Annotated in this window: 20 protein-coding genes, 1 pseudogene and 1 riboswitch; of the genes and pseudogenes, 9 read left to right on the forward strand and 12 right to left on the reverse strand. The window is 69.3% G+C overall.

The features are described 5' to 3' along the window. The first annotated feature begins 74 nt into the window (after window positions 1-74). From glnE to GT347_RS12745, 3 genes are all read left to right on the forward strand, one after another. A complete protein-coding gene (glnE, locus tag GT347_RS12735) occupies window positions 75-2,861 on the forward strand; it encodes a bifunctional [glutamate--ammonia ligase]-adenylyl-L-tyrosine phosphorylase/[glutamate--ammonia-ligase] adenylyltransferase (protein WP_160555330.1) in 2,787 nt (928 codons plus the stop codon). A gap of 31 nt (window positions 2,862-2,892) precedes the next feature. After that, window positions 2,893-4,020, forward strand: a complete 1,128-nt coding sequence (locus GT347_RS12740) for a septal ring lytic transglycosylase RlpA family protein (protein WP_160552297.1) — start codon at window positions 2,893-2,895, stop codon at window positions 4,018-4,020. A 116-nt stretch (window positions 4,021-4,136) separates the two neighbouring features. Further along, window positions 4,137-4,910 (forward strand): ferredoxin--NADP reductase, encoded by a 774-nt coding sequence (locus GT347_RS12745; RefSeq protein WP_160552298.1) that lies wholly within the window; start codon window positions 4,137-4,139, stop codon window positions 4,908-4,910. Window positions 4,911-4,922: 12 nt separating this feature from the next. On the opposite strand, the gene GT347_RS12750 is transcribed toward GT347_RS12745, so the two are convergent. The 6 genes from GT347_RS12750 to metH all read right to left on the reverse strand — a co-directional run bounded on the left by GT347_RS12750 (window position 4,923) and on the right by metH (window position 11,408). After that, window positions 4,923-5,843 carry a YihY/virulence factor BrkB family protein gene (locus tag GT347_RS12750; RefSeq protein ID WP_160552299.1) on the reverse strand — a complete coding sequence of 307 codons (921 nt, stop codon included), beginning with the start codon at window positions 5,841-5,843 and terminating at the stop codon, window positions 4,923-4,925. Window positions 5,844-5,938: 95 nt separating this feature from the next. Further along, window positions 5,939-6,511 (reverse strand): outer membrane lipoprotein, encoded by a 573-nt coding sequence (locus GT347_RS12755; protein ID WP_160552300.1) that lies wholly within the window; start codon window positions 6,509-6,511, stop codon window positions 5,939-5,941. A gap of 35 nt (window positions 6,512-6,546) precedes the next feature. Next, window positions 6,547-6,786, reverse strand: a complete 240-nt coding sequence (locus tag GT347_RS12760; protein ID WP_160552301.1) for a hypothetical protein — start codon at window positions 6,784-6,786, stop codon at window positions 6,547-6,549. Window positions 6,787-6,915: 129 nt separating this feature from the next. After that, window positions 6,916-8,217, reverse strand: a complete 1,302-nt coding sequence (locus tag GT347_RS12765; RefSeq protein ID WP_160552302.1) for a type II toxin-antitoxin system HipA family toxin — start codon at window positions 8,215-8,217, stop codon at window positions 6,916-6,918. Beyond that, window positions 8,214-8,519, reverse strand: coding sequence for a helix-turn-helix domain-containing protein (locus GT347_RS12770; protein WP_229722861.1), 306 nt, complete (start codon window positions 8,517-8,519; stop codon window positions 8,214-8,216). The genes GT347_RS12765 and GT347_RS12770 overlap by 4 nt, the downstream gene beginning before the upstream one ends. Window positions 8,520-8,690: 171 nt before the next feature. Beyond that, window positions 8,691-11,408 (reverse strand): methionine synthase, encoded by a 2,718-nt coding sequence (gene metH / locus GT347_RS12775; protein ID WP_160555331.1) that lies wholly within the window; start codon window positions 11,406-11,408, stop codon window positions 8,691-8,693. A 56-nt stretch (window positions 11,409-11,464) separates the two neighbouring features. Then, a riboswitch (S-adenosyl-L-homocysteine riboswitch) is annotated at window positions 11,465-11,546 on the reverse strand. Between the two features lie 96 nt (window positions 11,547-11,642). Between metH and GT347_RS12780 the strand changes: the two genes are divergently transcribed. Continuing rightward, window positions 11,643-12,701 (forward strand): pirin family protein, encoded by a 1,059-nt coding sequence (locus GT347_RS12780; RefSeq protein WP_160552304.1) that lies wholly within the window; start codon window positions 11,643-11,645, stop codon window positions 12,699-12,701. On the opposite strand, the gene yjjJ is transcribed toward GT347_RS12780, so the two are convergent. Beyond that, window positions 12,702-14,018: a type II toxin-antitoxin system HipA family toxin YjjJ gene (gene yjjJ, locus GT347_RS12785; RefSeq protein ID WP_160552305.1), complete on the reverse strand. Its 1,317-nt coding sequence runs from the start codon at window positions 14,016-14,018 to the stop codon at window positions 12,702-12,704. A 184-nt stretch (window positions 14,019-14,202) separates the two neighbouring features. On the opposite strand from yjjJ, the gene GT347_RS12790 reads away from it, so the two are divergent. The 3 genes from GT347_RS12790 to GT347_RS12800 all read left to right on the forward strand — a co-directional run bounded on the left by GT347_RS12790 (window position 14,203) and on the right by GT347_RS12800 (window position 16,594). Further along, window positions 14,203-14,679, forward strand: coding sequence for an FKBP-type peptidyl-prolyl cis-trans isomerase (locus GT347_RS12790; RefSeq protein WP_160552306.1), 477 nt, complete (start codon window positions 14,203-14,205; stop codon window positions 14,677-14,679). A gap of 7 nt (window positions 14,680-14,686) precedes the next feature. Beyond that, complete coding sequence (locus GT347_RS12795; RefSeq protein WP_160552307.1) at window positions 14,687-15,037, forward strand: SUI1 family translation initiation factor; 351 nt, start codon at window positions 14,687-14,689, stop codon at window positions 15,035-15,037. A gap of 210 nt (window positions 15,038-15,247) precedes the next feature. Beyond that, window positions 15,248-16,594: a methyl-accepting chemotaxis protein gene (locus GT347_RS12800; RefSeq protein WP_160552308.1), complete on the forward strand. Its 1,347-nt coding sequence runs from the start codon at window positions 15,248-15,250 to the stop codon at window positions 16,592-16,594. Between the two features lie 9 nt (window positions 16,595-16,603). Here GT347_RS12800 and GT347_RS12805 read toward each other — a convergent pair whose 3' ends face one another. The 3 genes from GT347_RS12805 to GT347_RS12815 are packed head-to-tail and all read right to left on the reverse strand — an operon-like array spanning window position 16,604 to window position 19,866. Beyond that, entirely contained in the window at window positions 16,604-17,347 is a 744-nt protein-coding gene (locus tag GT347_RS12805; protein ID WP_160552310.1) for a general secretion pathway protein GspB, read from the reverse strand. A 6-nt stretch (window positions 17,348-17,353) separates the two neighbouring features. Next, entirely contained in the window at window positions 17,354-18,997 is a 1,644-nt protein-coding gene (locus GT347_RS12810) for an AAA family ATPase (protein ID WP_160552312.1), read from the reverse strand. Window positions 18,998-19,002: 5 nt separating this feature from the next. Further along, entirely contained in the window at window positions 19,003-19,866 is an 864-nt protein-coding gene (locus GT347_RS12815) for a hypothetical protein (protein ID WP_160552314.1), read from the reverse strand. A gap of 152 nt (window positions 19,867-20,018) precedes the next feature. Between GT347_RS12815 and GT347_RS12820 the strand changes: the two genes are divergently transcribed. Both GT347_RS12820 and GT347_RS12825 read left to right on the forward strand, forming a co-directional pair. After that, on the forward strand, window positions 20,019-20,771 hold the full coding sequence (locus GT347_RS12820; protein ID WP_160552316.1) for a DUF2076 family protein: 753 nt from the start codon (window positions 20,019-20,021) through the stop codon (window positions 20,769-20,771). A 190-nt stretch (window positions 20,772-20,961) separates the two neighbouring features. Beyond that, window positions 20,962-23,013 carry a PhoX family protein gene (locus tag GT347_RS12825; RefSeq protein WP_160552318.1) on the forward strand — a complete coding sequence of 684 codons (2,052 nt, stop codon included), beginning with the start codon at window positions 20,962-20,964 and terminating at the stop codon, window positions 23,011-23,013. Between the two features lie 70 nt (window positions 23,014-23,083). On the opposite strand, the gene gap is transcribed toward GT347_RS12825, so the two are convergent. Together gap and GT347_RS27520 are read right to left on the reverse strand one after the other, a co-directional pair. After that, window positions 23,084-24,085, reverse strand: coding sequence for a type I glyceraldehyde-3-phosphate dehydrogenase (gap, locus tag GT347_RS27515; protein ID WP_229722911.1), 1,002 nt, complete (start codon window positions 24,083-24,085; stop codon window positions 23,084-23,086). 189 nt (window positions 24,086-24,274) lie between these two features. After that, a pseudogene (locus GT347_RS27520) lies at window positions 24,275-24,670 on the reverse strand (GNAT family N-acetyltransferase); the annotation flags it as partial. Between the last annotated feature and the right edge of the window lie 17 nt (window positions 24,671-24,687).

The raw sequence follows: 24,687 nt of genomic DNA on the forward strand, positions 1-24,687 counted from the left end.
ATGTCGGAACCGTTTTTTTAGACACTCACGCGTTAGTCGTCGTCAAAAAAGTGCATGGCATGTCCTCAGGAATTATGACCGCCCGATCCGAGCTGGCACCCACGGTGCAAGACGCCGTCGCGCCGTCGGACAGAACGCACGACAGCGACCAGGCCGGCTATTCGCGCTTCGTGCAGCGCCTGCGCCGGCGTTATGCCGACTCCCTGCACCTGCTGCAGGCCGGCGAACCCACCCGGGCCAGCATGGCCGAGGCCCTGGCCGCCCTGCGCGCCCAGGGCGAGGAATGCGGCGCGGCCTTGCGCATCCTGCGCCAGCTGGTGCTGGAGCGCCTCGCCACCCTGGACTGCGACGAACTCGCTCCTTTGGCAGTGGTGATCCGCGGCATGACGGAGCTGGCCGAGCTGGCGCTGGACGCCGCCTGCGCCGAAGCCTTCGCCCAGCTCGACGCCCGCCACGGCGCCCCCACCAACCCCGACGGCAGCCGCTGCGAGTTCTGGGTGGTCGGCATGGGCAAGCTGGGCGGGCGCGAACTCAATGTCTCCAGCGACATCGACCTGATCTACGTCTACGAAGCCGAGGGCGACACGCCCGGCGGCCCGGAAGGCCGCGGCCGCATCACCCACCACGAGTACTTCGCCGGTGTCGTCAAGCTCATCACCCAGCTGATCGGCGACGTGACCGAGCACGGCTTCGTCTTCCGGGTCGACCTGATGCTGCGGCCCAACGGGCGCTCCGGCCCGGCCGCCGTCTCGCTGCCCGCGCTGGAGGAGTACTTCGTGGTGCAGGGCCGCGAATGGGAGCGTTTCGCCTGGCTCAAGAGCCGCGTCGTGGCCCCGCGCGCCTGCCTGGGCGGCACGGCGGTGACCGCGCTGCGCCAGGTGGTGCTGCCCTTCGTCTTCCGCCGCTACCTCGACTACAGCGTGTTCGACGGCCTGCGCAGCCTGCACCGGCAGATCCGCGAACACGCCACCCGCCGCAGCGCCGGCAAGCCCGAACGGGCCAACGACGTGAAACTCTCGCGCGGCGGCATCCGCGAGATCGAGTTCACCGTGCAGCTGCTGCAGCTGGTGCGCGGCGGCCAGTTTCCCGAACTGCGCCACCGCGCCACACTGGAGGCACTGCGCCGGCTGACACACGCCGGCCTGATGGACGCCGAAACCTCCGGCGCCCTGGCCGAGGCCTACACCTTCCTGCGCCGGGTGGAGCACCGCATCCAGTACCTGGACGACCAGCAGACCCATGCCCTGCCCCATGCCGATGCCGACCTCGACTGGGTCGCGCGCAGCATGGGCTACCGGGAGACCTGCCCCTTCCTGCACGCCCTGGACGCCCACCGCGAACGTGTCGCCCAGGAGTTCGACACCCTGCTCGGCGGCAATGCCCCGGGCGGCTGCAACGGCAAGGGCAGCTGCTCGCGCGGCGCCAGCGCGCCGCCGGATTTCGACACCCTGCTCGAACGCCTGCCCGAGCGGCTGCGCGAACGCATCCGAGAGTGGCGCGACCATCCACGCATCAACGCCCTGCGCGAGGAAGACCGCGGCCGGCTGATCAAGCTGATCCAGCGCACCGCGCAATGGCTCAACGACGGCTCCGTCACCGAAGCCTCCGCGGTGGAGATGGTCGAATGGATGGAGCCCCTGCTGCGCCGCCAGAACTACCTGGCCCTGCTGCTGGAGCGCCCGCCGGTGCACCGCCGGCTGCTGCAGCTGCTGGGCGCGGCCAAGTGGCCGGCGCGCTACCTGCGCCAGCATCCGGGCGTGATCGACGAACTGGCCGGCCCCTTCCTGCTGGCCGAGCGCTTCGACGCCGCCGAATACGAAGGCGAGCTGGAACGCCGCCTGACCTCGGTGCAGAACACCGCCGAGGACGACGACGAGACCCTGCTCAACCTGCTGCGCCGCGCCCACCACGCGGAAGTCTTCCGCACGCTGGCACGCGACATCGAAGGCGTGATCGGCGTCGAACAGGTGGCCGACGACCTGAGCGCGCTGGCCGATGCCACGCTGCGCATCACCGCCCGCTGGTGCTGGCAGCGCCTGAAGAACCGCCACCGCGACGACGCCGAGCCGCCCTTCGCCGTCATCGGCTACGGCAAGCTCGGCGGCAAGGAGCTGGGCTACGGCAGCGACCTGGACATCGTCTTCGTCTACCACGACGAGGACGAGCGGGCCGGCGAGGTGTACTCGGCCTTCGTGCGCAAGCTGATCAACTGGCTGACGGTGAAGACGGCCGAGGGCGACATCTACGAGATCGACACCGCCCTGCGGCCCAATGGCAACTCCGGCATGCTGGTGACGAGTTTCGAGGCCTACGCCAAATACCAGCAGCAGCGCGGCAGCAATACCGCCTGGACCTGGGAACACCAGGCCATGACCCGGGCGCGCTGCGTGCTGGCGCCGTCCATGTCGGACGACGGCTTCGACTGGCGCGCGCGTTTCGACGCGGTGCGCGAGGCGGTCATCACCGCGCCGCGCGACGACGCCGCGCTGGCGCGCGAGATCGTCGCCATGCGCGAGAAGGTGCGCGCCGCCCATCCGGTGAAGGCCGGGCGCTTCGACGTCAAGCACAGCAAGGGCGGCATGGTGGATGCCGAGTTCGCGGTGCAGTACCTGGTGCTGTCGGCCTCGGGCCGCTGCGCCGAGCTGCGCGACAACGTCGGCAACATCGCCCTGCTGCAGCGCGCCGAGGCGGCCGGCCTGCTGCCCGAAGGCGTGGGCCAGCGTGCGGCCGATGCCTACCGCGACCTGCGCCGGGCCCAGCACCATGCGCGGCTGAACGAGGCCTCGCCGCAGTTCGCGGAGGATGCGATGTCGGCCGACCGCGATGCGATCCAGGCCTTGTGGAGCGCCGTCTTTGGCTAGTGCGCGCTGGCCGTACCGCTCCGCTGGCCTGATGGCGGCGGTGCTGGCGGCCCTGCTGGCCGGCTGCGCCAGCAAGCCCGGCGGCGGAGCCCGGCCGGGGCGCGACGGGCCGGACGCGAATCCGCCGACCAACCTCTCTTCGGTGCCCGATGCCGAGCCGCGCAGCGAAGCCATCCGCGCCGGCGGCCCCAACAAGCCCTATGTGGTGCTGGGCCGCGCCTACAGCCCGCTGGACCCCAACGCCAGCTACCGCGAAAGCGGCCTGGCCTCCTGGTACGGCCGCAAGTTCCACGGCGCCTCCACCAGCAGCGGCGAGCCCTACGACATGTACGCCATGACGGCGGCCCACACCACCCTGCCCATTCCCAGCTACGCCCGGGTGCGCAACCCGGCCAACGGGCGCGAGGTGATCGTGCGGGTGAACGACCGCGGCCCCTTCCACGACGGCCGCATCATCGACCTGAGCTACACCGCCGCCTACAAACTCGACCTGCTGCGCGGCGTGGCGCCGGTGGAGGTGGAACGCATCACGCCGGTGGAGATCGCCTCGGGCAGCTGGCGGCGGGGCAACACGGGCACCGCCTTGGCCCAGGCGGCGCCGCCACCGCCCGCTCCGATGGTGCAGGTGCCCTCCTCGGCCGTGGCTTCGGTCGCCTATGCGCAGCCGGCACCACCACCGCCGCCGGCGCCTGCACAGTCACTGACCGTCTACACGCCCCCGGCCGTCGAGCCGGGCGACACAGCCGGCTTCACCGCCGTGCCCCTGCCGGCCGAAGCCCGCAGCGCCGACCAGGACGGCGCCAGCCCGCCGCCCCCACGCAGCATCGTCGTGACCACCCTGCCGGCCCTGGCGCCGGCAAGCCCTGCGGCGGCAAGCCCCGCACCTGCCCCGGTCGCCGGCCCTGCCGACATGGCCGCAGCACCGCCGCCCGCCGAATCCGGCTTCTGGGTGCAACTCGGCGCCTTCGCCCGCCCCGAGGGCGCCAGCGCCCTGGCACGCCGCGCCGGCGATGCCGGCACCACCGTCTCCGTCCTGCAGGACGGCGCCTTGAAACGCGTGCAGGCCGGCCCCTATCCCAGCCGCGAAGCCGCCCGCGATGCGGCCCGCCGCCTGGGCGAGGCGCTGCAGCTCGCGCCGGTCGTGGTGGAGCGCCACTGAACCCCTCACGGCGGCACGGCCATATGCATATGGGTGATGACCCGGAGGCAGGCGGCTAACATCGGCGGTTTCGCCGCGCCTTTTCTGCGGCTTCTCCCCATCACAGCAGACCGCATATGAGCGCTTTCAACGAAGAACGTGTTCTCAGTGTCCACCACTGGACCGACCGTCTTTTCACCTTCACCACCACGCGCGATGCCTCGCTGCGTTTCTCCAACGGCCACTTCACCATGATCGGCCTGAAGGTGAACGACAAGCCGCTGCTGCGCGCCTACAGCATCGCCAGCGCCAACTACGAGGAGCACCTGGAGTTCCTCAGCATCAAGGTGGACGACGGCCCGCTGACCTCGCGCCTGCAGCACATCCAGGTGGGCGATTCGATCATCGTCGGCCGCAAGCCCACCGGCACCCTGCTGTGCGACTACCTGCTGCCCGGCAAGCACCTCTACCTGCTGGGCACCGGCACCGGCCTGGCGCCCTTCCTGTCGATCATCCGCGACCCGGAAACCTACGAGCGCTTCGAGAAGGTCATCCTGGTGCACGGCGTGCGCCAGGTCGACGAGCTGGCCTACCACGACATGGTCACCGAGCACCTGCCTCAGCACGAGTTCCTGGGCGAGATGGTGAAGAACCAGCTGCTCTACTACCCGACGGTGACGCGCGAGAGCTACCGCAACATGGGCCGCATCACCGAGCTGATGGAGAACGGCAAGATGTTCGCGGACCTGGGCCTGCCTCCGCTGAACCCGGCCGACGACCGGGTGATGCTCTGCGGCAGCCCGGCCATGCTCGCCGACCTGAAGCACATGCTGGAAACGCGTGGCTTCAAAGAGGGCAACACGTCGAAGCCCGGTGACTTCGTCATCGAGCGAGCCTTCGCCGAAAAGTAAGCCGCAGCCAAGTCAGGCCGGGTGATCCCCCGGCTCGGCCAGCGCCTGCGCGCATCCGGCGGAAAACAGCAGCACCGCCGACGAGAAATAGATCCACACCAGCACCACCACCAGCGACCCCGCCGCGCCATAGGCCGACACCACGGCGGCGGTCGACAGGTAGAAGGCCAGCACATGCTTGCCCACCGCGAACAGCGCGGCGCCCAGGCAGGCCCCCGTCACCAGGAAACGCATGGGCGGCTTCGGTCCGCCCGACATGCGCATCAGCCCGGTGTAGAGCAGCGCGGTGAAGACGAAGGACAGCGACTCGTTGGCCAGCTTGAGCACCGGCGCCAGCACATGCCAGCGCGCCACCTGCACCTCGACCATCTGGAAGGCCGTGGTGACCACCAGCGACACCAGCAGCAGGAAGCCGAAGGCCAGCACATAGGCCACGCCCCGCAGCCGCAGCTTGGCGGTGTTCCACCAGGGTGTATCGGGCGGCTTGCGGCCCTGCAGCCACATGCGTTCCATGGCGGACTCGAGTTCGGCGAACACGCCGGTCGCACCGATCACCAGCAGCACCGTGGCGATCAGCGATGCACGCAGGCCCTGGGACGGCTGCCTGGCGCTTTCCATGGCCTGGCGCACCACCTCCGCGCCACGCTCGCCGACCACACTCTGGATTTGCGAGACCAGGCTGTTCTCCAGCAGGTTGCGGTCCACCCACCAGCCGAACACCGCCACGATCAGCACCAGCAGCGGCGCCAGGCTCAGCATGCCGTAAAAGGACATGGCGGCGCTCATGCGCAGGCCTTCGGCCTCGGTCCACAGCACGGCGGCCTTCCAGAGCGGCGTGACGACGGTCCGCACCGGCCACCACAGCACCTTGAACAGGATCCACAGCCGCCCCGCCAAGGTGGTCGGCGACTGGGTGGAGGGGTGCGCGAACATGGAGCGAGCATGAACCGCCTCGGGCCGGGCCCAAGGCGGACGATCCCCGCTGAATCGGTAGGCGGATGCCGACGCCTCGCGACGCCGACGCCCGCTCAGTAACGGCCGGTGGAGTACTGGCCCTGCGGCTCGTTGACCGTCTGGTAGGCCGGATCGCGCGCCGCCTGCGTGGAATAGGTGTGGCCCTGGCCCAGGCGGAAGCCGTTGCCCTCCACCGTCACCCGTTCGCCCACAGGCACCGGAGCGGTGTGGTTGTAGGTACGCACGGTGCCGTTGTCCATGCGGACCTTGATCTGGTAGGTCGTCGTGGTGCGGGTCCGTTTCTCGACCGTATTGCCCAGGTACGCGCCACCACCCGCGCCCAGCAGCGTGGCCGCCATGCGCCCGTTGCCATGGCCGACCTGGTTGCCCAGCACGGCCCCCAGCACGCCACCGGCGACCGCGCCCACACCGCTGGCCGGCGCGGCCTGCTGGATCGGCGTGACGGATTCGATGCGGCCGCAATCGGCACAGACCGGCGCACGGGCCACGGGCGCCGCGGCCGGCTGCGCATAGCTGCCGGTATAGCCCGTGCCCGAACTACGCGGGGCCGGCGCGGGCGCGGTGACCACCGGGCGGGATGCGGCGACGGCCGGCGGCGCGGTGACCACCGGTGCGGCGGAAGCCACGACAGGCGCCTTCTCCGAAAGCACATCTTCCCGCGTCAGCGCCTGGGCCGATGGATTGCCCGCCGCCGAAGCCAGCGACTGAGGCTGCGCAGCATCGTCGCGATGTACGTTTTGCCACAACAAGGTGCCCCCAGAGCAGCCACCGCCACGGTCAGCACGCCGACGGCAGCCCACAGCGGGCGGTTGACCGGACCGGATGTCGCGCCGGGCGGCGGGGCACTCACGGGGGCGTGGCGGTTGGGCTGGCCGGGGGAGGTGTCGAAGACGGGGTCCATGATGAGAGTCCTTTCGCTGCGGGGCGTTGCCCCTGAAGGGGCCAACGCGCCGATGGGCACCACGGTACACAGGACGGCGGTACCGTCTGTATAGGCTTTGTAAGAGTGGGTAAGGATCGGCCAGGCCCCCTATTGGGTCAATGCGAGGCCGCCGCCCAGTCTTTCGCCCACGCTGCGGCGCACCGCGTCCGGCGCGGATTCCAGCACTGCGGGCCATTCGGCCTGGGCCTGCCGAACCAGCAGCCGTGCCTGACGAAGGTGATTGGGCACGCGCCTCAGGCCTGCCGCCTTCAGCAACGCTTCCAGGTCTCCCCAGCCGAAGGCGCGCAGTTTTTTGTCGATCGCACGATTCACGCCGTAATCTCCCGGCGCCACCGCGTCGAACAGCGCACTGACGCACACCGGGTCGTACAGGGGCGACAGCTGCGGCTGGCGGCCATCCGGATACACCAGCGCCCAGTTCTTGAAATGCGCGTCGGTATTGCCCATCAGCACGAAGGCCACAAAACGGCCGATGAATTCCCGCACGTCCACCACAGGACGCAGCGACAGCGTATCGAGCAGCGCCAGCATGTTGGCGTAGTCGCCCACCAGGTCGCGGCCGTACTTGTGCCGGGGCTCGTATTGCAGCACCTGGGCGAACTCCTCCATGTGCACCCGCAGTCCGTCCGGGCCCCGGTCGAAGCGCTCCACCGCCAGGATCTGCTCGCACGGCAGCGTTTCGGGCAGATCTGCATCCGCGCGGGAGATGACTGTGGCCCGTGCGCAATCCAGCCCCAGGGCCGCGCAGAGCCGGTAGCCAGTGGCTTCGTTGGCGACCAGGTCGGGATGGCGGACGCTGGGAAGCTTGAGGATGGTGGAGCCTGCCGCGCCGTGCTTCTTCACCACGTAACGTCGGCCGTCCTGGATCGCCGAAAACTTGGTCACCACGCCGGGCAGGGAGGCGGCATCCTCCACCGGATATTCGACGAAGCCGGGCTCCAGCACGTCCAGCCCCAGCGCGGTATGCCAGTGCCGCACCGTATCGGGAATGCCCTCCTGCGCGGGGACCGGCTCCACTTCGATCGCCCCCATCAGGTCGTGGCCGGCGGCGGCCAGCAGTTCGAACTCGTCGTCCGGGCCGCAGTGGCGCTCGGCCGCCAGCCGCTCCCGGTTGTGGCCTTCGGGCAGCAGGTTGGCGAACCAGGTCGGCCAGCGTCCGTTGTTGCGCACCAGGCGCTCGTCGCGGGTGGATTGCAGGATCGCGCGGGTGGCCGCATCGTCCCGGCCCTGGTAGGCCAGCGAGAGCGTGGGCCGCTGCGCATCCTCGATGTATTCGCGGTCGAAGGAGGCGCGCAGGATGTCGCCGTACTGCGAGAGATAGCCGATGGGCCGCCGGCTGCGGTCCGGCAGATGCAGGTACATCCGCAGGTATTTGATCGAAGTGCTCACGGCTTGCGGCGCGTGATGTGGTCGACGACGGAAAGCGGCGCACTGGCGCCCGGTGGCTGGCCCAGCAGCCGTCCACCCGAGCGCACGAAAGCCTGGACCTCGGCCTGCAAGGTGCTGGGCACCAGCATCAACTCCATGCCCAGCGCGCGCGCCATTTCTTCCACGCTCGACAGCCGCGGATCGACAGCGCCGGACTCGGTCTTGTTTACCGTCATGCGGGTCAGGCCGGCGGCATCCGCGAGCTGCTCCTGACTGAGTCCTGCTGTTTTCCGGGTACTCGACAGGTCTTGGACAATGCTCATGGGAACGTGCTTTTCGACAATTTTGCTAACGAACATTAGCAATCAGCTGCCGGTCGCGCAAGCTCCATGCACATCAAAGCAATCATTTATAAAATAAAGATCACTATAGTTATCTTAGACGTTGGCGGTGTTCGGCCTTACGGTCGAACGCGCCTCGCGCCAGAGGCCGGCTCAGCTCAGATTCGGCGCCAGCATCCGCGCCACTTCCGCCTCTTCCAGGCCCCGCCTTTTCGCGATGTCCTGCACCTGGTCTTCCCCGATCTTGCCCACGTTGAAATACGTGCTCTCGGGATGCGCCAGGAAGAAGCCGCTGACACTCGCCGCAGGCGTCATCGCCAGCGAATCGGTCAGGCCCATGCCGATCTCATCGCAGCGCAGCACGTCGAACATGGCGCGCTTGACGCTGTGGTCCGGGCAGGCCGGGTAGCCGGGCGCGGGGCGGATGCCGCGGTACTCTTCCTTGACCAGGGCCTCGACCGACAGGGACTCGTCGGCCGCGTAGCCCCACAGGTCCTTGCGCACCCGCTCGTGCAGGTATTCGGCGAAGGCTTCGGCCAGGCGGTCGGCCAGGGCCTTGAGCATGATGGCGGAGTAGTCGTCGAGGTCGTCGGTGAAGAACTTCTCCTTCTTCTCCACGCCCAGGCCGGCCGTCACGGCGAACATGCCGACGTAGTCCTGCCGGCCGCTGTCCCGGGGCGCGACGAAGTCGGCCAGGCAGCGGCTGGGGCGCATCACGCCGTCCACCGCCTGCTTCTCGGTCTGCTGGCGCATGCCGTACCAGGTGAGTTCGGCCTGGCTGCGGCTCTCGTCGGTGTAGAGCACGATGTCGTCGTCGCCCACGGTGTTCGCGGGCCAGAAGCCCATCACCGCGCTGGCCTGCAGCCAGCGGCCTTCGATCAGCCGTTTCAACATGCGCTGGCCGTCGGCATACACCCGCACGGCTTCGGCGCCGACGACCTCGTCCTTGAGGATCTGCGGGAAGGGGCCGGCCAGGTCCCAGGTCTGGAAGAAGGGGCCCCAGTCGATGTACTTGGCCAGTTCGGTCAGGTCGAAATTCCTGAAGACACGGCGGCCGATGAACTTGGGCACGGCGGGGGTGTAGCCGGACCAGTCCAGCGGGGTCTTGTTGGCGCGCGCCTTCGAGAGCGGCCACATCGGCGTCTGCTTGCGGTTGGCGTGCTGCAAACGCACCTTGTCGTAGTCGGCGTTGATCTCGGCGATGTACTGGGCGGCCTGGTCGGACAGCAGGCTCTGCGCCACGCTCACGCTGCGCGAGGCGTCGGGCACGTAGACGACGGGGCCTTCGTAGTGCGGCGCGATCTTCACGGCCGTGTGCACCCGGCTGGTGGTGGCGCCGCCGATCAGCAGCGGGATCTTGGCCATGCGGAAATGCGGGTCCTTCTGCATCTCGCCGGCCACGTACTGCATCTCCTCCAGGCTGGGGGTGATGAGGCCGGAGAGGCCGACGATGTCCGCGCCCTCCACCTTGGCGCGCGCCAGGATCTCGTGGCAGGGCACCATCACGCCCATGTTCACCACCTCGAAGTTGTTGCACTGCAGGACCACGGTGACGATGTTCTTGCCGATGTCGTGCACATCGCCCTTGACGGTGGCGATGATGATCTTGCCCTTGCTGCGCACGTCGCGGCCGGCGGCTTCGTCGAGGCGCTTTTCCTCCTCGATGTAGGGCAGCAGGTGGGCCACGGCGGACTTCATCACCCGCGCCGACTTCACCACCTGCGGCAGGAACATCTTGCCGGCGCCGAACAGGTCGCCGACCACGTTCATGCCGTCCATCAGCGGGCCTTCGATCACATGCAGCGGGCGGCCGCCCTTGGCCAGGATGTTGCGGTAGACCTCCTCGGTGTCCTCGACGATGAAGTCGGTGATGCCGTGCACCAGGGCGTGCGACAGGCGCTGCTCCACGCTGACCGGCGCTTCGGGCGTGCCGCGCCATTCGAGTTTCTTGCTCTCGTCCTTGGCGCCGCTCCTGGCGGTTTCCGCGACCTCGACCAGGCGTTCGCCGGCATCCGGGCGGCGGTTGAGCACCACGTCCTCGACCCGCTCGCGCAGCACCGGCTCCAGGTCGTCGTACACGCCGACCATGCCGGCGTTGACGATGCCCATGTCCATGCCCGCCTGGATCGCGTGGTAGAGGAACACGGTGTGGATGGCCTCGCGCACCGGGTCGTTGCCGCGGAAGGAGAAACTCACATTGCTGACGCCGCCCGAGACCTTGGCGCCCGGCAGGTTCTGCTTGATCCAGCGCACCGCCTCGATGAAGTCGACGGCGTAGTTGTTGTGCTCCTCGATGCCGGTGGCGACCGCGAAGATGTTGGGGTCGAAGATGATGTCCTCGGGCGGGAAACCCACCTCGTCGACCAGGATGCGGTAGGCGCGTTCGCAGATCTCGATCTTGCGGGCGAAGGTGTCGGCCTGGCCCTGTTCGTCGAAGGCCATGACGACGGCGGCGGCGCCGTAGCGGCGCACGAGTTTGGCCTCGTGCTTGAACTTGTCCACGCCCTCCTTCATGGAGATGGAGTTGACGATGCCCTTGCCCTGCACGCAGCGCAGGCCGGCCTCGATGACCTCCCACTTGGAGCTGTCGACCATGATGGGCACGCGGGCGATGTCGGGCTCGGAAGCGATCAGGTTGAGGAACCGCACCATGGCGGCCTTGCTGTCGAGCATGGCCTCGTCCATGTTGATGTCGATGACCTGGGCGCCGTTCTCGACCTGCTGGCGGGCCACCGCCAGGGCCTGTTCGAACTCGCCGTTCAGGATCATGCGGGCGAAGGCCTTGGACCCGGTGACGTTGGTGCGCTCGCCGACGTTGACGAAGAGCGATCCCGCGCCGATGCGCACCGGCTCCAGGCCGGAAAGCTTCATGTCGGGGACGGGGGTGGCGGAAGACGTCATGGAACTCACCTGAGGGGTCGCGGTACTACAGGTGAGCGTCGTTGCGGCGGAACCGGGTTTCCGAGCCTGACGGGGCGCTGGGCCGCCGCTGCAACGCTCCTCGGAAACAACAGGGCATTTTAACGGCGAGGCACCCGCGAACGGCGAAACGGTTGAAATAGCCGCCACCGCGCCGCAACTGCGGTGCAGAAAGCGATGCCCACCATGTCCGTCACCGACACCTCCGCTCCCACCCTGCCCGCCGTGCTGGCCCTGCGCCCGCTGGGCGCGCCGCCCTGGGAGACCGCCGACCCCTTCCTCTTCTGCGTGCACCACGACGACGAGTACCCGCGCGCCAACGGCCGCATGGGGCCGGATGCGTCCCTGGCCGGCCGCGCCATCGGCCAGGACTTCAGCCGCAAGGACGGCTGGAGCATGTACCACGGCCAGCAGGTCCCGGGCTTTCCCGGCCATCCGCACCGCGGCTTCGAGACGGTGACCATCGTGCGCCGCGGCCTGATCGACCATGCCGACTCGCTGGGCGCCGCCGCCCGCTTCGGCCGCGGCGACGTGCAGTGGCTGACCGCCGGCGACGGCGTGGTGCATTCGGAGATGTTTCCGCTGCTCGACGATGCCCAGCCCAACCCGCTGGAGCTGTTCCAGATCTGGCTCAACCTGCCCGCGAAGAGCAAGCGCTCGCCGGCCCACTTCACCATGTTCTGGGGGCCGGACATTCCGAGCCTGATCGCCACCGATGCGGCCGGCCGCAAGACCGGGATCTCGGTGATCGCCGGCCATCTCGACGGCGCGGCCGAGCCGCTGGCGCCGCCGCCGGATTCCTGGGCCGCGCAGGCCGATGCGGATGTCGCGATCTGGACCTTGCGGCTCGAACCCGGCGCCCGCTGGACGCTGCCGGCCGCGAAAGCCGGCATCAACCGCCGCCTCTATTTCTTCGCCGGCCAGGGCCTGCAGATCGAAGGCCAGCGGGTGGACCGGCATGCGGTGGCCGAGTTGCGTCCGGACGCCTCGCCCGAGCTGGTCAACACCGGCGACGAAGTCATCGAATGCCTGCTGCTGCAGGGCCGCCCCATTGGCGAGCCGGTCGTGCAGTACGGCCCCTTCGTGATGAACAGCCAGGCCGAGATCGCCCAGACCATGGCCGACTTCCGCCGCACCGGCTTCGGCGGATGGCCCTGGCCGGACGATTCGCCCACGCACGGCCGCGATCCGGCGCGTTTCGCGGTGCATGTGGGCGGGCGCCGGGAGACGCCGCCCGAGGCCTGATCAGCCGAGGAAGGCGAGATTGGCGGCGGCAATCGCGCGGAAGTCCGCCGAGATGCGTTCGTCGGTAGCCGCCGCCCGCCAGAAGCTGCGGGCCAGGGCCAGCGCGGCCGGCCACTGGTCCAGCGTGGCGCTGGTGGGCCGGGGCTGGCGGGCGGCGAAGTCCTGCGCCACCAGCTCGCCGCCGATCGGTGCGTACAGCATGGGCAGCATGTCGTAGGTGGGCGACAGGGCCCAGTCGTCGCGGTCCAGCAGCAGGGAGATGTTGCCGTAGTGCCGGTCGGTGTTGGCGATGAGCTGGCCGTAGGCCTCCAGCAGCCGCAGGTGTTCGGCGTCGCCGGGGCGCAGCAGGCCGCGCGCAGCCATGCGGGCCGCGGTGGCGGCCCAGTTGTCCATCTCGCCGATGTATTCGGCGTCGTAGGCCAGCAGGGAGACCATGCCGATGCGGCCTGCCCGCGTGCGGTCGAAACGCTCGGACTCCAGGAACACCCGGCCGCCGCCCATGCAGATCTGCGTGCGGGCGGCCGGCAGGCCGGCGCTGGCCAGGGTGTACAGCGCCAGGTGCTCGCAGACCAGCAGGTCACGCACCCGCTGGTCGACCGGCGTGGCGCCGGCCGGCGAGAACTTCACCAGCACATGGCGGTCCACCGAACGCACGCAGAACTTGGGCTGTTCGCCGCCGGCCGAGGAGCCGGGCAGGGTGCCGGACATGGCGCGTTCGGCCAGCGCGGGGTAATCGGCCGGCGAGTCGGCCCGGGCGGCGCGCGCGGCCAGGGTGTGGAAACGCTGGAAGGCCGGCTCGCCCACGATCAGGTTGCCGGGCAGGTCGTCGCCGAAGAGCACCAGGGCGCGCAGCACGTCGTCCTCGCTCCAGTGGCGCGGATCGTTGCCCAGGGCCAGTTCGGGATGGGCATTGGCGAAGGTGCGGCCCATGAAGCCCTGGGGCCGCATGTCGGCCAGGAACCAGGGCAGGCCGTCGTGGCGCTGGCTGACGCCGTCGGCCTCGTCCACCCAGGTGGCGCCGCCCTCCAGCGGCACGAGGCTGGCGAAGGGCGTGGCGGCGCCCTGCCCGTCGATGCGCACCACCGGCACCGCGTCGCCCACGCCGGGCACCCGGCGCGGCAGCACATAACGCTGGCTGCGCGCCGCACCCACCTTGCGCACCGTGCCGGCCTGCAGCAGCGGCGCCAGCGCGCGCGACACCGTTGGCTGGCTGGCGCCCAGCTGCTGCTGCAGTTCCGCGCTGGACAGCACGCCGCCCTGGCGGCGCAGGGCGGCTAGGATGTCGTTTGCCGTGCGGGGAGCGAGCTTGCTTGCCATGAATTGATTTATGAATAGATAATTTTAGGAGAAATTTCTTTCATATCAATGATCTACCTTTATTCATGAATAGATACTGGATAGATCAGGCGTGGCAGTTGCGGGGACAGGCGAACGCCTTTGGCAGCCAGGCCATGCGCTTCGCGGGACAATCGCGGATTCCACCCTTTCCTGCTTCAGCAAAATGAAAATCGCCAAAGACTCGGTCGTCACCCTCCGCTTCACCGTCACAGACGCCAAGGGCCAGGTGCTCGACAAGGGCAGCGAACCCATGGCCTATCTGCACGGCGGCTACGGCAACACCTTCCCCAAGATCGAGGAAGCGCTCGAAGGCCAGGAAACCGGCTTTTCCACCACTCTCTCCCTGGCCCCGGCCGATGCCTTCGGCGAGCGCGACGAATCCCTGGTGCGCACCATCCCCAAGAGCGAGTTCCCGCCCGGCGTGAAGGTCGGCGGCCAGCTGCGCGGCAGCAACGACGAAGGCGGCGAGCAGGTCTACCGCGTGGTCAAGATCAAGGGCCCCGAGGTGCTGCTCGACGGCAACCATGCGCTGGCCGGCCAGGCCCTGCGTTTCGGCCTGAAGGTCGAAGGCGTGCGCGCCGCCACGGCCGAGGAACTGGCCCACGGCCACGTGCACGGCGAGCACGGCCACCAGCACTGATCGTTCGATGGCGCTCGTCTATTCCACAGAAGCCGGTCGCGTCTGCCCCGATTGCCGCCAGCCGATGGCCGGCTGCACCTGCCGCCAGCAGGCCCAGGAGCAGGCCAGGCGCGGCGACGGCACCGTGCGCCTGGCCTACGAGACCAAGGGCCGCGGCGGCAAGGGCGTGACCGTGCTGCGCGGGCTGGCGCTGGATCCCGAGGAGATCGCCAAACTCGGCAAGACCCTGCGCAGCGCCTGCGGTGCCGGCGGCGCGGTCAAGGACGGCGGCACGCTGGAGATCCAGGGCGACCACCGCGACACCGTCTCGCGCCTGCTGGAACAGCGCGGCATCGCTTTCAAACGCACAGGCGGCTGAGCGGCACCTGACCGAAAAGCGCATCCGCCACGCGCGCATGCCGCGCCCACTGGGGCAGGAATACGCCAGAAGCCGCCTGGCGGATTCAATGCGTTGCGCCCATGCCGCGCGCGGCCTTGGCGACGTCACGGGAATGCTGCAAATTGTTGCAATCCCCGTTAACGTCGGCGTTCGGCGCAATCCGCGCCCTCCCCCCCCCGGACCCAAGCCATGAAAAACCAGCGTGTCAAATCGCAGGGCGTACTGGGCAGCCTGCTGAACGCCGTTTCGATGCGTCGCCAGCTCGATGCGCTCTACCGCAACCAGGCGGTGATCGAATTCAGCCCCGAGGGCGTGATCCTCGCGGCCAACGGTGTTTTCGAGGAGACCATCGCTTATTCCGAGGCCTCGCTGAAGGGCCAGCACCACCGGCTGCTGGTGGATCCGGGCGAGGCGCAGTCGCGCGATTACGCACAATTCTGGGAGCGGCTGCGCTCCGGCGAGGCCTTCGTGGGCCGCTGCCGGCGCATCCGCGGCGACGGGCGCGACATCTGGCTGCAGGCCAACTACAGCCCGGTCGTCACCCGCAGCGGCAAGGTGACGCGGGTCGTCAAGTACGCGATGGACATCACCGAGCAGGTGCTGCGCGAAGCCGAGGCGCAGAGCCAGCTGACCGCTGTCGGCCGCAGCCAGGCGGTGATCGAGTTCGCGCTCGACGGCACCATCCTGCGCGCCAACCGCAACTTCCTCGACACCCTGGGTTATGCCGACGAGCGCGAGATCGTCGGCAAGCACCACCGCATCTTCGTGCTGCCCTCGGAGCGCAACTCCCTGACCTACACCCAGTTCTGGCACGAGCTGGCTTCCGGCCATTTCCACCAGGGCCAGTTCTGCCGCCAGGCGCGCGACGGCCGCGAGATCTGGATCGAGGCCAGCTACAACCCGGTGATGGACGAGACCGGCCGGCCCTTCAAGGTGGTGAAGTACGCCACCGACATCACCGCCCGCTTCGAGGCCACCCGCACGCTGCAGGGCGCCTTCGAGCAGCTCACCGCGCTGGTGCAGCAGAGCGCCGAGAAGGCCGCCGAGGCGCACCGGCAGACGCAGGACGTGCTGTCCACCGCCGTCAGCGGCACCGCCGCCACCGAGCGTGCGGTGGAGGCCATGGGGGCGATCCGCCAGGATTCGCAACGCATCTCCGACATCGTCGGCCTGATCGACGGCATCGCCTTCCAGACCAATCTGCTGGCGCTCAATGCGGCGGTGGAAGCCGCGCGGGCCGGCGAGCAGGGCCGGGGTTTCGCGGTGGTGGCGGGCGAGGTGCGCACCCTGTCGCAGCGCAGCGCGGGGGCGGCGCACGAGATCAAGTCGCTGATCGCCGATTCCAGCCAGCGGGTGCGCGAGGGCGACAGCCATGTGCAGGAAACCGGCAAGGTGATGGCCGGCATCCGCAGCTCGGCCTCGCAGGTGTCGGACATCATGGGCGGCATCGCCGAGGCGGCGCAGACGCAGCACGCCCGCATGGGCGCGGTGCACCAGGCGATGTCGCTGCTGGAGGCGGCCGTCGTCCGCAACTGAGCGCCAGGCTCAGTAGGGCGCGCTCCAGCGCTGGCCGTGGCCGCGCAGCACCACCTGGTGCGGCGCGATGGATTCCAGGATCACGCCGGGGGCGGCCAGATCGCCCTCGTGCAGCACCTGGCCGTTGACGATCACCATGCGGTAGGCCGGATTGCTGGAGTAGCTGGCGCCGGAGACGCTGAGCTGCGGCAACTGCTGGCGGGCGGAGGCGGGCAGGTCCTGCAGTTGCGGCACCGGGGCTGGCGCTGCGCTTGCTGCAGGGGTCGGGGCTGGCGCCGGTGCCGCAACGGGGGCCGGCGTTGCGGTCGGCGCAGGCTTTGCGGCTGACGCGGCGGGCGCCGGGGGAGGCGGAGGCGCGAGCACATCGACCGGCTGCGCCTCCACCACCGGCGGCGGCACCGCAGGCGGGGGCGCGGGCGCAGGAACCGGCGCGGTCACCGCAGCGACGGGCGCCACCGGTGCAGGTGCCACAGGTGCCACAGGTGCGACAGGTGCGGCAGGCACGGCCGCCGCAGGCGCCGGCGGCACGGGCACGGCGGCCGGCGATGCACCGCCCGCCCGGCCCGTCCACCAGACACCGGCACCCACCGCCGCCAGCACGGCGACCAGGGCCACCGCGCCCGCCAGCGGCAGGCGCGAACGTTCTTCGGCGAGCGGCGCCACCGGCACGGCCTGCGGCGTATGCAGCCCCGGCACGGCGCCACGGCCGCGTTCGGCATCGGCGCGCCGCAGGGCATCGAGGATCAGGGACATGGGATTTCAGTTTCCTTGCAGACGCGGCTCTTGCACGCCGCTGGCGCGGTTGAGCCGCATGGCGGTGAGCGGTCCGGCCATGCCGTCGGGCGGCAGGCCGTGGGCCAGCTGGAAGCGGGAGATGCGTTCGGCGCGCGGCATGGCCGCGGGCAGATCGGGCAGGGCCTGGGCCAGGCGGGCGTCGAGGGTCGTGCTGTCCTTGGCCGAGGCCCGCCACAGGGTCAGCAGCTCGCCGCGCCACCAGCGCGCCAGTTCGGCGGCGGTGACGCTGCGCGGCTGGCCGTCCAGTTCCAGGATCACGCCCCTGGCATCGAGCCCGCGCAGCAGCACATAGGCCTGGCGCCGGCTGCTGCCGACGCTGAAATGCAGGGTGAGCACGGCGGGCCTGTCGAGCTGGTGCAGCAGGTCCAGGCCGGCGCGGCTGGCGCGGAAGCAGCGCAGGTCGCGGGCGGCGAGCGTGTTGCAGTTCACGGCGGCCGGCGGCAGGCCGGCATCCCAGGCGCCGGCCAGTTCGCGCAGGGCGGTGTCTTCGCTGCCGGCCAGGCCCGGCAGGACGGCGGCGAGGCGGAAATCGGAAGCCGGCGGCGCAGTGGCGGCATCGGGCGCCGCTGCGGTGGCAGCAGGCTCGGGAACGCCGGCCGCCGAGGTCGGCACCGCTTCGATCGCCGGCGCAGCGGCCGCCGCGGCCGGGCTCGCCGCCGCGACGGCATGGGGCCGGTTGGTCCACACCGCGAAAGCCGCCGCGCAGGCCAGGCCGGCGACCGCCACCACGGTCGCCCCGGCACGCAGCATCCGCTGCCCGGCCGGACGTGCCGCACGCTGCGGCATGGCGCCGAAGACTTCGAGCGCCGCACGTCCGAGCATGCGGCGGTCCACGCTGCGCACGCCCGCCGAATAGGCGCCCAGCAGCGCCCGGTCGCACAGCAGGTTGATGCGGCGCGGCACACCGCCGGTCAGCTGGTGGATGCGGGCGAGCACCCGCCGGTCGAACGGCAGCGCGCCGCTCCAGCCGGCCACCGCGAGGCGGTGGCTCACATAGGCCTCGACCTCGGGCAGCGACAGCGCATCCAGATGGAAACGCGCCACCACCCGCTGCGCCAGCTGCTCCAGCTCGGGCCGCGCCAGCAGCTCGCGCAGCTCGGGCTGGCCGATCAGCACGATCTGCAGCAGCTTGCGTTCGGTGGTCTCCAGGTTGGTCAGCAGGCGCAGCTGCTCCAGCACGTCGATCGACAGGTTCTGCGCCTCGTCGATCACCAGCACCGTGTTGCGCCCGGCCGCGTGCGAGGCCAGCAGGAAGGCATTGAGCGGATCGATGCAGTCCTTGATCGTCTCGGCCGAGCCCGGCGCGGCCGGCGCGTGCGGCACCCCGAACTCGTCGTTGATGGTGCGCAGCAGCTCGATCGCGCTCTGCTTGGGGTTGTAGACGTAGGCGACCTGGCAGTGCTCGGGCATCTGCTCCAGGAAGCAGCGGCAGACCGTGGTCTTGCCGGTGCCGATCTCGCCGGTCAGCAGCACGAAGCCGCCGCTGGCGCCCAGGCCGTAGAGCAGATGGGCGAGCGCCTCGCGGTGGCGCTCGCTCATGAAGAGATAGCGCGGGTCCGGCGCGATGGAGAACGGCGCCTGCTGCAGGCCGAAGGCGGATGCGTACATGGCGGCTAGCTCCGGGCGCGGGGCGCGATGGGTGAGATGGCCGCGCCCACCAGCAGTATCAGCAGCCGCCGCAGGCCCCACAGGAAGACCAGCGGAATCACCACCGTCTGCAGGATGAACACGGCCAGCAGGCGCAGCAGGTGGTCGGCCGCGTGGGCGGCGATATCGCGGGCGCGGGCGGCGACTTCGGGCGCCTTGGCGGTCCAGGCGGCGGCTTCGGCGGGCAGGTCGCGCAGGGTCTTCATCCAGCGGCCGAACCAGCCGGTGTCGGCCTGCGGCGCGGCCGCCGGCGTGGGCTCCAGCAGGTCGGGCGCGCCGGCCGTGCCGCCCAGCGCGGCCTGCGCCTGGGTGTATTCGCCCGCCAGGAAAGCGCGGTAGACCAGTTCGTTGCCCGCCGCGATCACCGGCAGCCCGAAACGCAGCAGCAGCAAGCCCACCAGCAGCGGCGCCAGCCGGGCCGCCGCCGGGCGCCGCTGCCAGCGCAGCAGCGCCCAGGCCGCCACCACCAGGCTGAGCGCCAGCGACACCGACCAGTGCGACGCGATCGGCAGCAGCAGCCACTGCACACCGAAGGCCAGGCAGGCCGCCAGCATCAGCGTGGAGAACTGCTCGACCAGCTCGCTCACCGGCTGCAACGCCTGCCCCGGCGCCAGCACCACGCCGACCCCCGCCGGCTCCACCGCCACCTGCGTGCCCTGGGCCACCGCCAGCACCGCATGGATGGCGCGCGCGGTGGCATAGGTGGCGACGGCGCGGGTGAGCCCTTGCTCGGTATCGCGGCGGGCCGCCTGGTCGGGCGGAAACACCCAGGCCAGCAGCAGCACGGCCAGCAGGACGGTGGCAAGAAAGGCGGGACGTAGACGTTGCATGCGCCAAGGATAAAGCGAGGCAGTGACAGCCGGTGCCGGGCGCGCCGCTTAGGCCGGGCTTAAACGCCCTGTCCGCGAAGCCGAAATACACACGCGCGGCCATTCGCGGGTTTATCGTGGCGTCCACGCTTTTCGACCGAAGGAGCCGATTCATGACCCCCCAAGAACACACATTGCTGGACACCTTCCTGGCCCGCCTGCAGGCCGCCGGCCCGGTGGCCAAGGACGCGGAGGCCGACGCGCTGATCCGCTCGCGCCTGGAAGGCCACCCCGACGCCGGCTACCTGCTGGTGCAGCGCTGCCTGCTGGTGGAGCGGGCGCTGGCCGAGGCCAACACCCAGATCGCCGCCCTGCGCCAGCAGGCGCAAGCCTCCGGCGGCGGCAGCTTCCTCGGCGGCGGCGTGCCGGAAGGCTTCGGCCGCCAGCCCTCGCAGGCCTACAACCCCGAGCCGCGCTGGGATGCCCGCCAGGACGCACCGCCGCCGCAGGCCCCGGTGCAGGCCCAGCCGCAGGGCTGGCGCGATCGCCTCTTCGGCGGCGGCGCCGCGCAGCAGGCGGCACCCGCTGCCGCCGGCCCGAGCTTCCTCGGCACCGCGGCCACCACAGCCGCCGGCGTGGCCGGCGGCATGTTCCTCTTCAACGGCATCGAGCACCTGCTCGGCGGCAACCACGGTGGCGGCCTGGGCAACAGCAACAGCCTTTTCGGCGCCAACGATGCGGGCTCGCTCGGCGGTCCGATGACGCAGAACATCACGGAGAACGTGTTTCTGGAAGACGACCGCGCAGGCGGCGACAAGCGCCAGGGCTTTCTGGACGGAGACCTGGACGACAGCGGCGGCAACGCCGACAACTGGGCCGACAACGATGCCGGCAACTACCCGGACGACGGCGACAACTTCATCTGATCCTGTCGCCGACCGGTCGGCCCACCATGCCCGCGAGGTTCCGCCTCGCGGGCATTTTTCTTGGGCTTCAACCCTCCGCCGTCATCCGGATTTCACGGCTTCGTCATCGTTCACAAATACGGTACATGCGCTTGAAGAACCGCATACAAAACAGCCGCGCATTCCTACCCACGTGAACGACGACGTATCCATGACCAAGATCCACGAAGCCTCCGCTACTTCCGCTCATTCCGCTCCCACCCGCCGCGCCGCCCTGCGCCTGTTCGGCGCCGCCCCGATGCTGCCCCTGGGCACCGTGGCCTTCCTGTCCGGCTGCGGCGGCGGCAACGATGCCGTCGTTGTGCCGCCCGCAGGCGGTGGCGTGCCGGTGCAGGCCGCCAACTTCCAGTCCGCCGAATTCATGGCCATGGCCGCGCCCAGCCTGGCCACGCCCGCCGCGATGGCCACGACCACGGTCGGCTCCACGATGCGGATCAGCTACGACAACGGCAGCACCACCGATTTCGCCCTGGCCTACCAGCCCTTCTTCATGACCGGCGACATGGTGCCCAACGGCAGCGGCGGCACCATCCTGGCCGGCGGCTATGTGGATGCCTACAACCAGCCGATCATGGACAACTCGGTGGCCGGCAAGTCGCGCCAGTTCTTCTCCGACTCGCCCGACGGCACCTCGCTGCTGACCCTGGCCAACCCCACCGTGCCGGGCATCAAGGGCAAGGCCGTGTTCGCGGTCGTGCAGTTCGAATACACCACCCGCGACCAGTCCGGCGCCGGCACTTACGGCACCCTGCCCTCGCCGATCGCCGTGCTCACGCTCGATCAGGACCAGGCCACCGGCAAACTCACCCTGGTGAAGTACCACAACGTGGACATGTCGGCCGCCCACGGCCTGTGGATCACCTGCGGCGCCAGCCTCTCGCCCTGGAACACCCACCTGTCCAGCGAAGAGTACGAGCCCGACGCCTACGTCGCCGCCAGCACCACCATGTTCAAGGCCTTCAGCAAGAACGTGTTCGGCAGCGAGACGGTCGCCAATCCCTACCACTACGGCCACCTGCCGGAAGTCACCGTCAACCCCGACGGCACCGGCACCTGCAAGAAGCATTACTGCCTGGGCCGCATCTCGCACGAGCTGGTGCAGGTGATGCCGGACAACCGCACCGTCATCATGGGTGACGACTACACCAACGGCGGCTTCTTCATGTTCATCGCCGACAAGGAAAAGGACCTGTCGGCCGGCACGCTGTACGTGGCCCGCTACGACGCCGGCTACTCGATCGACCCGGCCGCCGCCGCCACCAGGATCAACTGGATCAAGCTCGGCCACGCCACCAGCGCCGAGATCGAACGCCTGGCCAACACCCTCAAGGCCACCGACATCCTGGAAGTCGTCTACGCCGTGCAGAACGGCAGCAACGACGCCGTGCCGCTGACCCCCGCCGGCACCATCGACAGCAGCTTCACGCTGATGTACTGCGACGGCAAGGCCAACTGGGTGAAGTTGAAGCCCGGCATGGAGAAGGCGGCCGCCTTCCTGGAGACCCACCGCTACGCCAACCTGAAGAACGGCTCCATGGCCTTCACCAAGATGGAAGGCACCACCGTCAACATCAAGGACAAGATCGCCTACTCGGCCCTGCAGAACATCCAGGACTCGATGGTCGTCAACGGCAAGGGCTGGCTGGCCCGCAACAACATCGCCCTGCCCACACGTCTGAGTGCAGGCGGCGTGATGGCCCACAACCTGGCAGGCGCGCAGAAGGACAGCGACGCCGCCGCCATCAACAGCGAATGGGTGCCCACGCAGACCCGCGCGCTGCTGGTCGGCGAGGACATCACGGCCGACGCCCTGGGCAACACCTCCAACCCCAACAAGATCGGCAACCCCGACAACCTGAAGTTCTCCGAGAAGATGCGCACCCTCTTCATCGGCGAGGACAGCAGCAGCCACGTGAACAACTTCCTGTGGGCCTACAACGTGGACACCAAGAAGCTGTCGCGTGTGATGTCCATCCCGGCGGGCGGCGAATCCACCGGCCTGCATGCGGTCGACGAGATCAACGGCTGGACCTACATCATGAGCAACTTCCAGCACGCCGGCGACTGGGGCAGCATCCACAGCGTCGTGCAGCCCACGCTGGACCCGCTGATCCGCGCCAACTACAAGGACCGCTTCGGCGCCTCGGTGGGCTACCTCACCGGCGCGGCCACGCAGTTCTCGGTGGGCGCCCGCAAGGCCTGACGACCAGGGGCTGCGGCCCCATGAAAAAAGCCCCGCATCCGCGGGGCTTTTTCGTTGAGGCGCGAGCCGCTTACTTGGCCGCGACCACGCGCACCATCTCCAGGCACTTGTTCGAGTAGCCCCATTCGTTGTCGTACCAGGACACCAGCTTGACGAAGGTGCCGTCCAGCGCGATCGATGCGTCGGCGTCGAAGATCGAGGTGCGGGTATCGCCGCGGAAGTCGGTGGCGACCACCTTGTCCTCGGTGTAGCCCAGGATGCCCTTCAGGGCGCCTTCGGACTGGGCCTTGATCTCGGCCTTGATCTCGTCGAGCGTGGCCGGCGAGTTCAGCTCGGCGGTCAGGTCGACCACCGACACGTCGGAGGTCGGCACGCGGAAGGACATGCCGGTCAGCTTCTTGTTCAGCTCGGGGATCACCACACCCACGGCCTTGGCGGCGCCGGTGGAGGACGGGATGATGTTCTCGAGGATGCCGCGGCCGCCGCGCCAGTCCTTGTTGCTCGGGCCGTCCACCGTCTTCTGGGTGGCGGTGGTGGCGTGCACCGTGGTCATCAGGCCGCGCTTGATGCCCCACTTGTCGTGGATCACCTTGGCCAGCGGGGCCAGGCAGTTGGTGGTGCAGGAGGCGTTGGAGATGATGTCCTGGCCGGCGTAGGTCTTGCAGTTCACGCCGAAGACGAACATCGGGGTGTCGTCCTTCGACGGTGCCGAGATGATGACCTTCTTGGCGCCCGCGGCCAGATGCTTGCCGGCGCCGGCCTTGTCCAGGAACAGGCCGGTGGATTCGATGACGATGTCGGCACCGACCTCGTTCCACTTCAGGTTGGCGGGATCGCGCTCCTGGGTCAGGCGGATCTTCTTGCCGTTGACGATCAGGGTGTTGCCCTCGACCGAGACGTCACCCTTGAAACGGCCGTGCACGCTGTCGTACTGCAGCATGTAGGCCAGGTAGTCGGGCTCCAGCAGGTCGTTGATGCCGACGATCTCGATGTCCGAGAAGTTCTGCACGGCCGAGCGCAGCACGTTGCGGCCGATGCGGCCGAAGCCGTTGATACCGATCTTGATGGTCATGTCTAAGAGTCCTTCAGGGATGATGGGAAACCAGGGGGCGGAAATGAATTCCGGCTTCAGCAATGACAGTTGCAGCACGTCCTGCGGCTGTTCGTTCCAGACCAGGGCCTGGCGCAGCGTGCCTTCCACTTCGAAACCCAGGCCGCGCGCCAGGCGCAGCGAGGCGGTGTTGGTGGGATGGATCTCGGCGCCGATGCGGTTGATCTGCATCGGCCCGAACAGCCAGTCCAGCACCACGACCAGCGCTTCGCGCATATAGCCCAGGCCCCAGGCGAAGCTGGCCAGCGCATAGCCTACCGAGCAACGGCGCCAGGCCGGTACCCATTCGTGCATGCCGCAGGTGCCGATGAAGGCGCCGTCGGACTTGCGCTCCATGCCCCAGCGCAGCGAAGGCGTGGGCGCGCGGCGGTCGGCGGCGAAACGGCTGACCCAGCCGTGCGAGTCTTCCAGATCGCGCATCGGCTCGCAGAACATGTAGTGCATCGCCCGGCTGTCGCCATGGATGCCCAGCAGGGCCGGCGCGTCGGCGTGCACGATCTCGCGCAGCACCAGACGCTCGGTCTGCAGCACGGGGAAGTCGCTCATGCCGGCGGCGCCTGCCG

It is taken from the genome of Xylophilus rhododendri, from assembly GCF_009906855.1.
Classification (GTDB): domain Bacteria; phylum Pseudomonadota; class Gammaproteobacteria; order Burkholderiales; family Burkholderiaceae_C; genus Xylophilus; species Xylophilus rhododendri.

Bases quoted from the DNA above. Each gene is read 5' to 3' on its own strand.
- glnE (WP_160555330.1), top strand. From the start codon at position 75: ATGACCGCCCGATCCGAGCTGGCACCCACGGTGCAAGACGCCGTCGCG.
- GT347_RS12740 (WP_160552297.1), top strand. From the start codon at position 2,893: ATGGCGGCGGTGCTGGCGGCCCTGCTGGCCGGCTGCGCCAGCAAGCCC.
- GT347_RS12745 (WP_160552298.1), top strand. From the start codon at position 4,137: ATGAGCGCTTTCAACGAAGAACGTGTTCTCAGTGTCCACCACTGGACC.
- GT347_RS12750 (WP_160552299.1), bottom strand. From the start codon at position 5,843: ATGTTCGCGCACCCCTCCACCCAGTCGCCGACCACCTTGGCGGGGCGG.
- GT347_RS12760 (WP_160552301.1), bottom strand. From the start codon at position 6,786: ATGGACCCCGTCTTCGACACCTCCCCCGGCCAGCCCAACCGCCACGCC.
- GT347_RS12770 (WP_229722861.1), bottom strand. From the start codon at position 8,519: ATGAGCATTGTCCAAGACCTGTCGAGTACCCGGAAAACAGCAGGACTC.
- metH (WP_160555331.1), bottom strand. From the start codon at position 11,408: ATGAAGCTTTCCGGCCTGGAGCCGGTGCGCATCGGCGCGGGATCGCTC.
- GT347_RS12780 (WP_160552304.1), top strand. From the start codon at position 11,643: ATGTCCGTCACCGACACCTCCGCTCCCACCCTGCCCGCCGTGCTGGCC.
- yjjJ (WP_160552305.1), bottom strand. From the start codon at position 14,018: ATGGCAAGCAAGCTCGCTCCCCGCACGGCAAACGACATCCTAGCCGCC.
- GT347_RS12790 (WP_160552306.1), top strand. From the start codon at position 14,203: ATGAAAATCGCCAAAGACTCGGTCGTCACCCTCCGCTTCACCGTCACA.
- GT347_RS12795 (WP_160552307.1), top strand. From the start codon at position 14,687: ATGGCGCTCGTCTATTCCACAGAAGCCGGTCGCGTCTGCCCCGATTGC.
- GT347_RS12800 (WP_160552308.1), top strand. From the start codon at position 15,248: ATGAAAAACCAGCGTGTCAAATCGCAGGGCGTACTGGGCAGCCTGCTG.
- GT347_RS12805 (WP_160552310.1), bottom strand. From the start codon at position 17,347: ATGTCCCTGATCCTCGATGCCCTGCGGCGCGCCGATGCCGAACGCGGC.
- GT347_RS12810 (WP_160552312.1), bottom strand. From the start codon at position 18,997: ATGTACGCATCCGCCTTCGGCCTGCAGCAGGCGCCGTTCTCCATCGCG.
- GT347_RS12815 (WP_160552314.1), bottom strand. From the start codon at position 19,866: ATGCAACGTCTACGTCCCGCCTTTCTTGCCACCGTCCTGCTGGCCGTG.
- GT347_RS12820 (WP_160552316.1), top strand. From the start codon at position 20,019: ATGACCCCCCAAGAACACACATTGCTGGACACCTTCCTGGCCCGCCTG.
- GT347_RS12825 (WP_160552318.1), top strand. From the start codon at position 20,962: ATGACCAAGATCCACGAAGCCTCCGCTACTTCCGCTCATTCCGCTCCC.
- gap (WP_229722911.1), bottom strand. From the start codon at position 24,085: ATGACCATCAAGATCGGTATCAACGGCTTCGGCCGCATCGGCCGCAAC.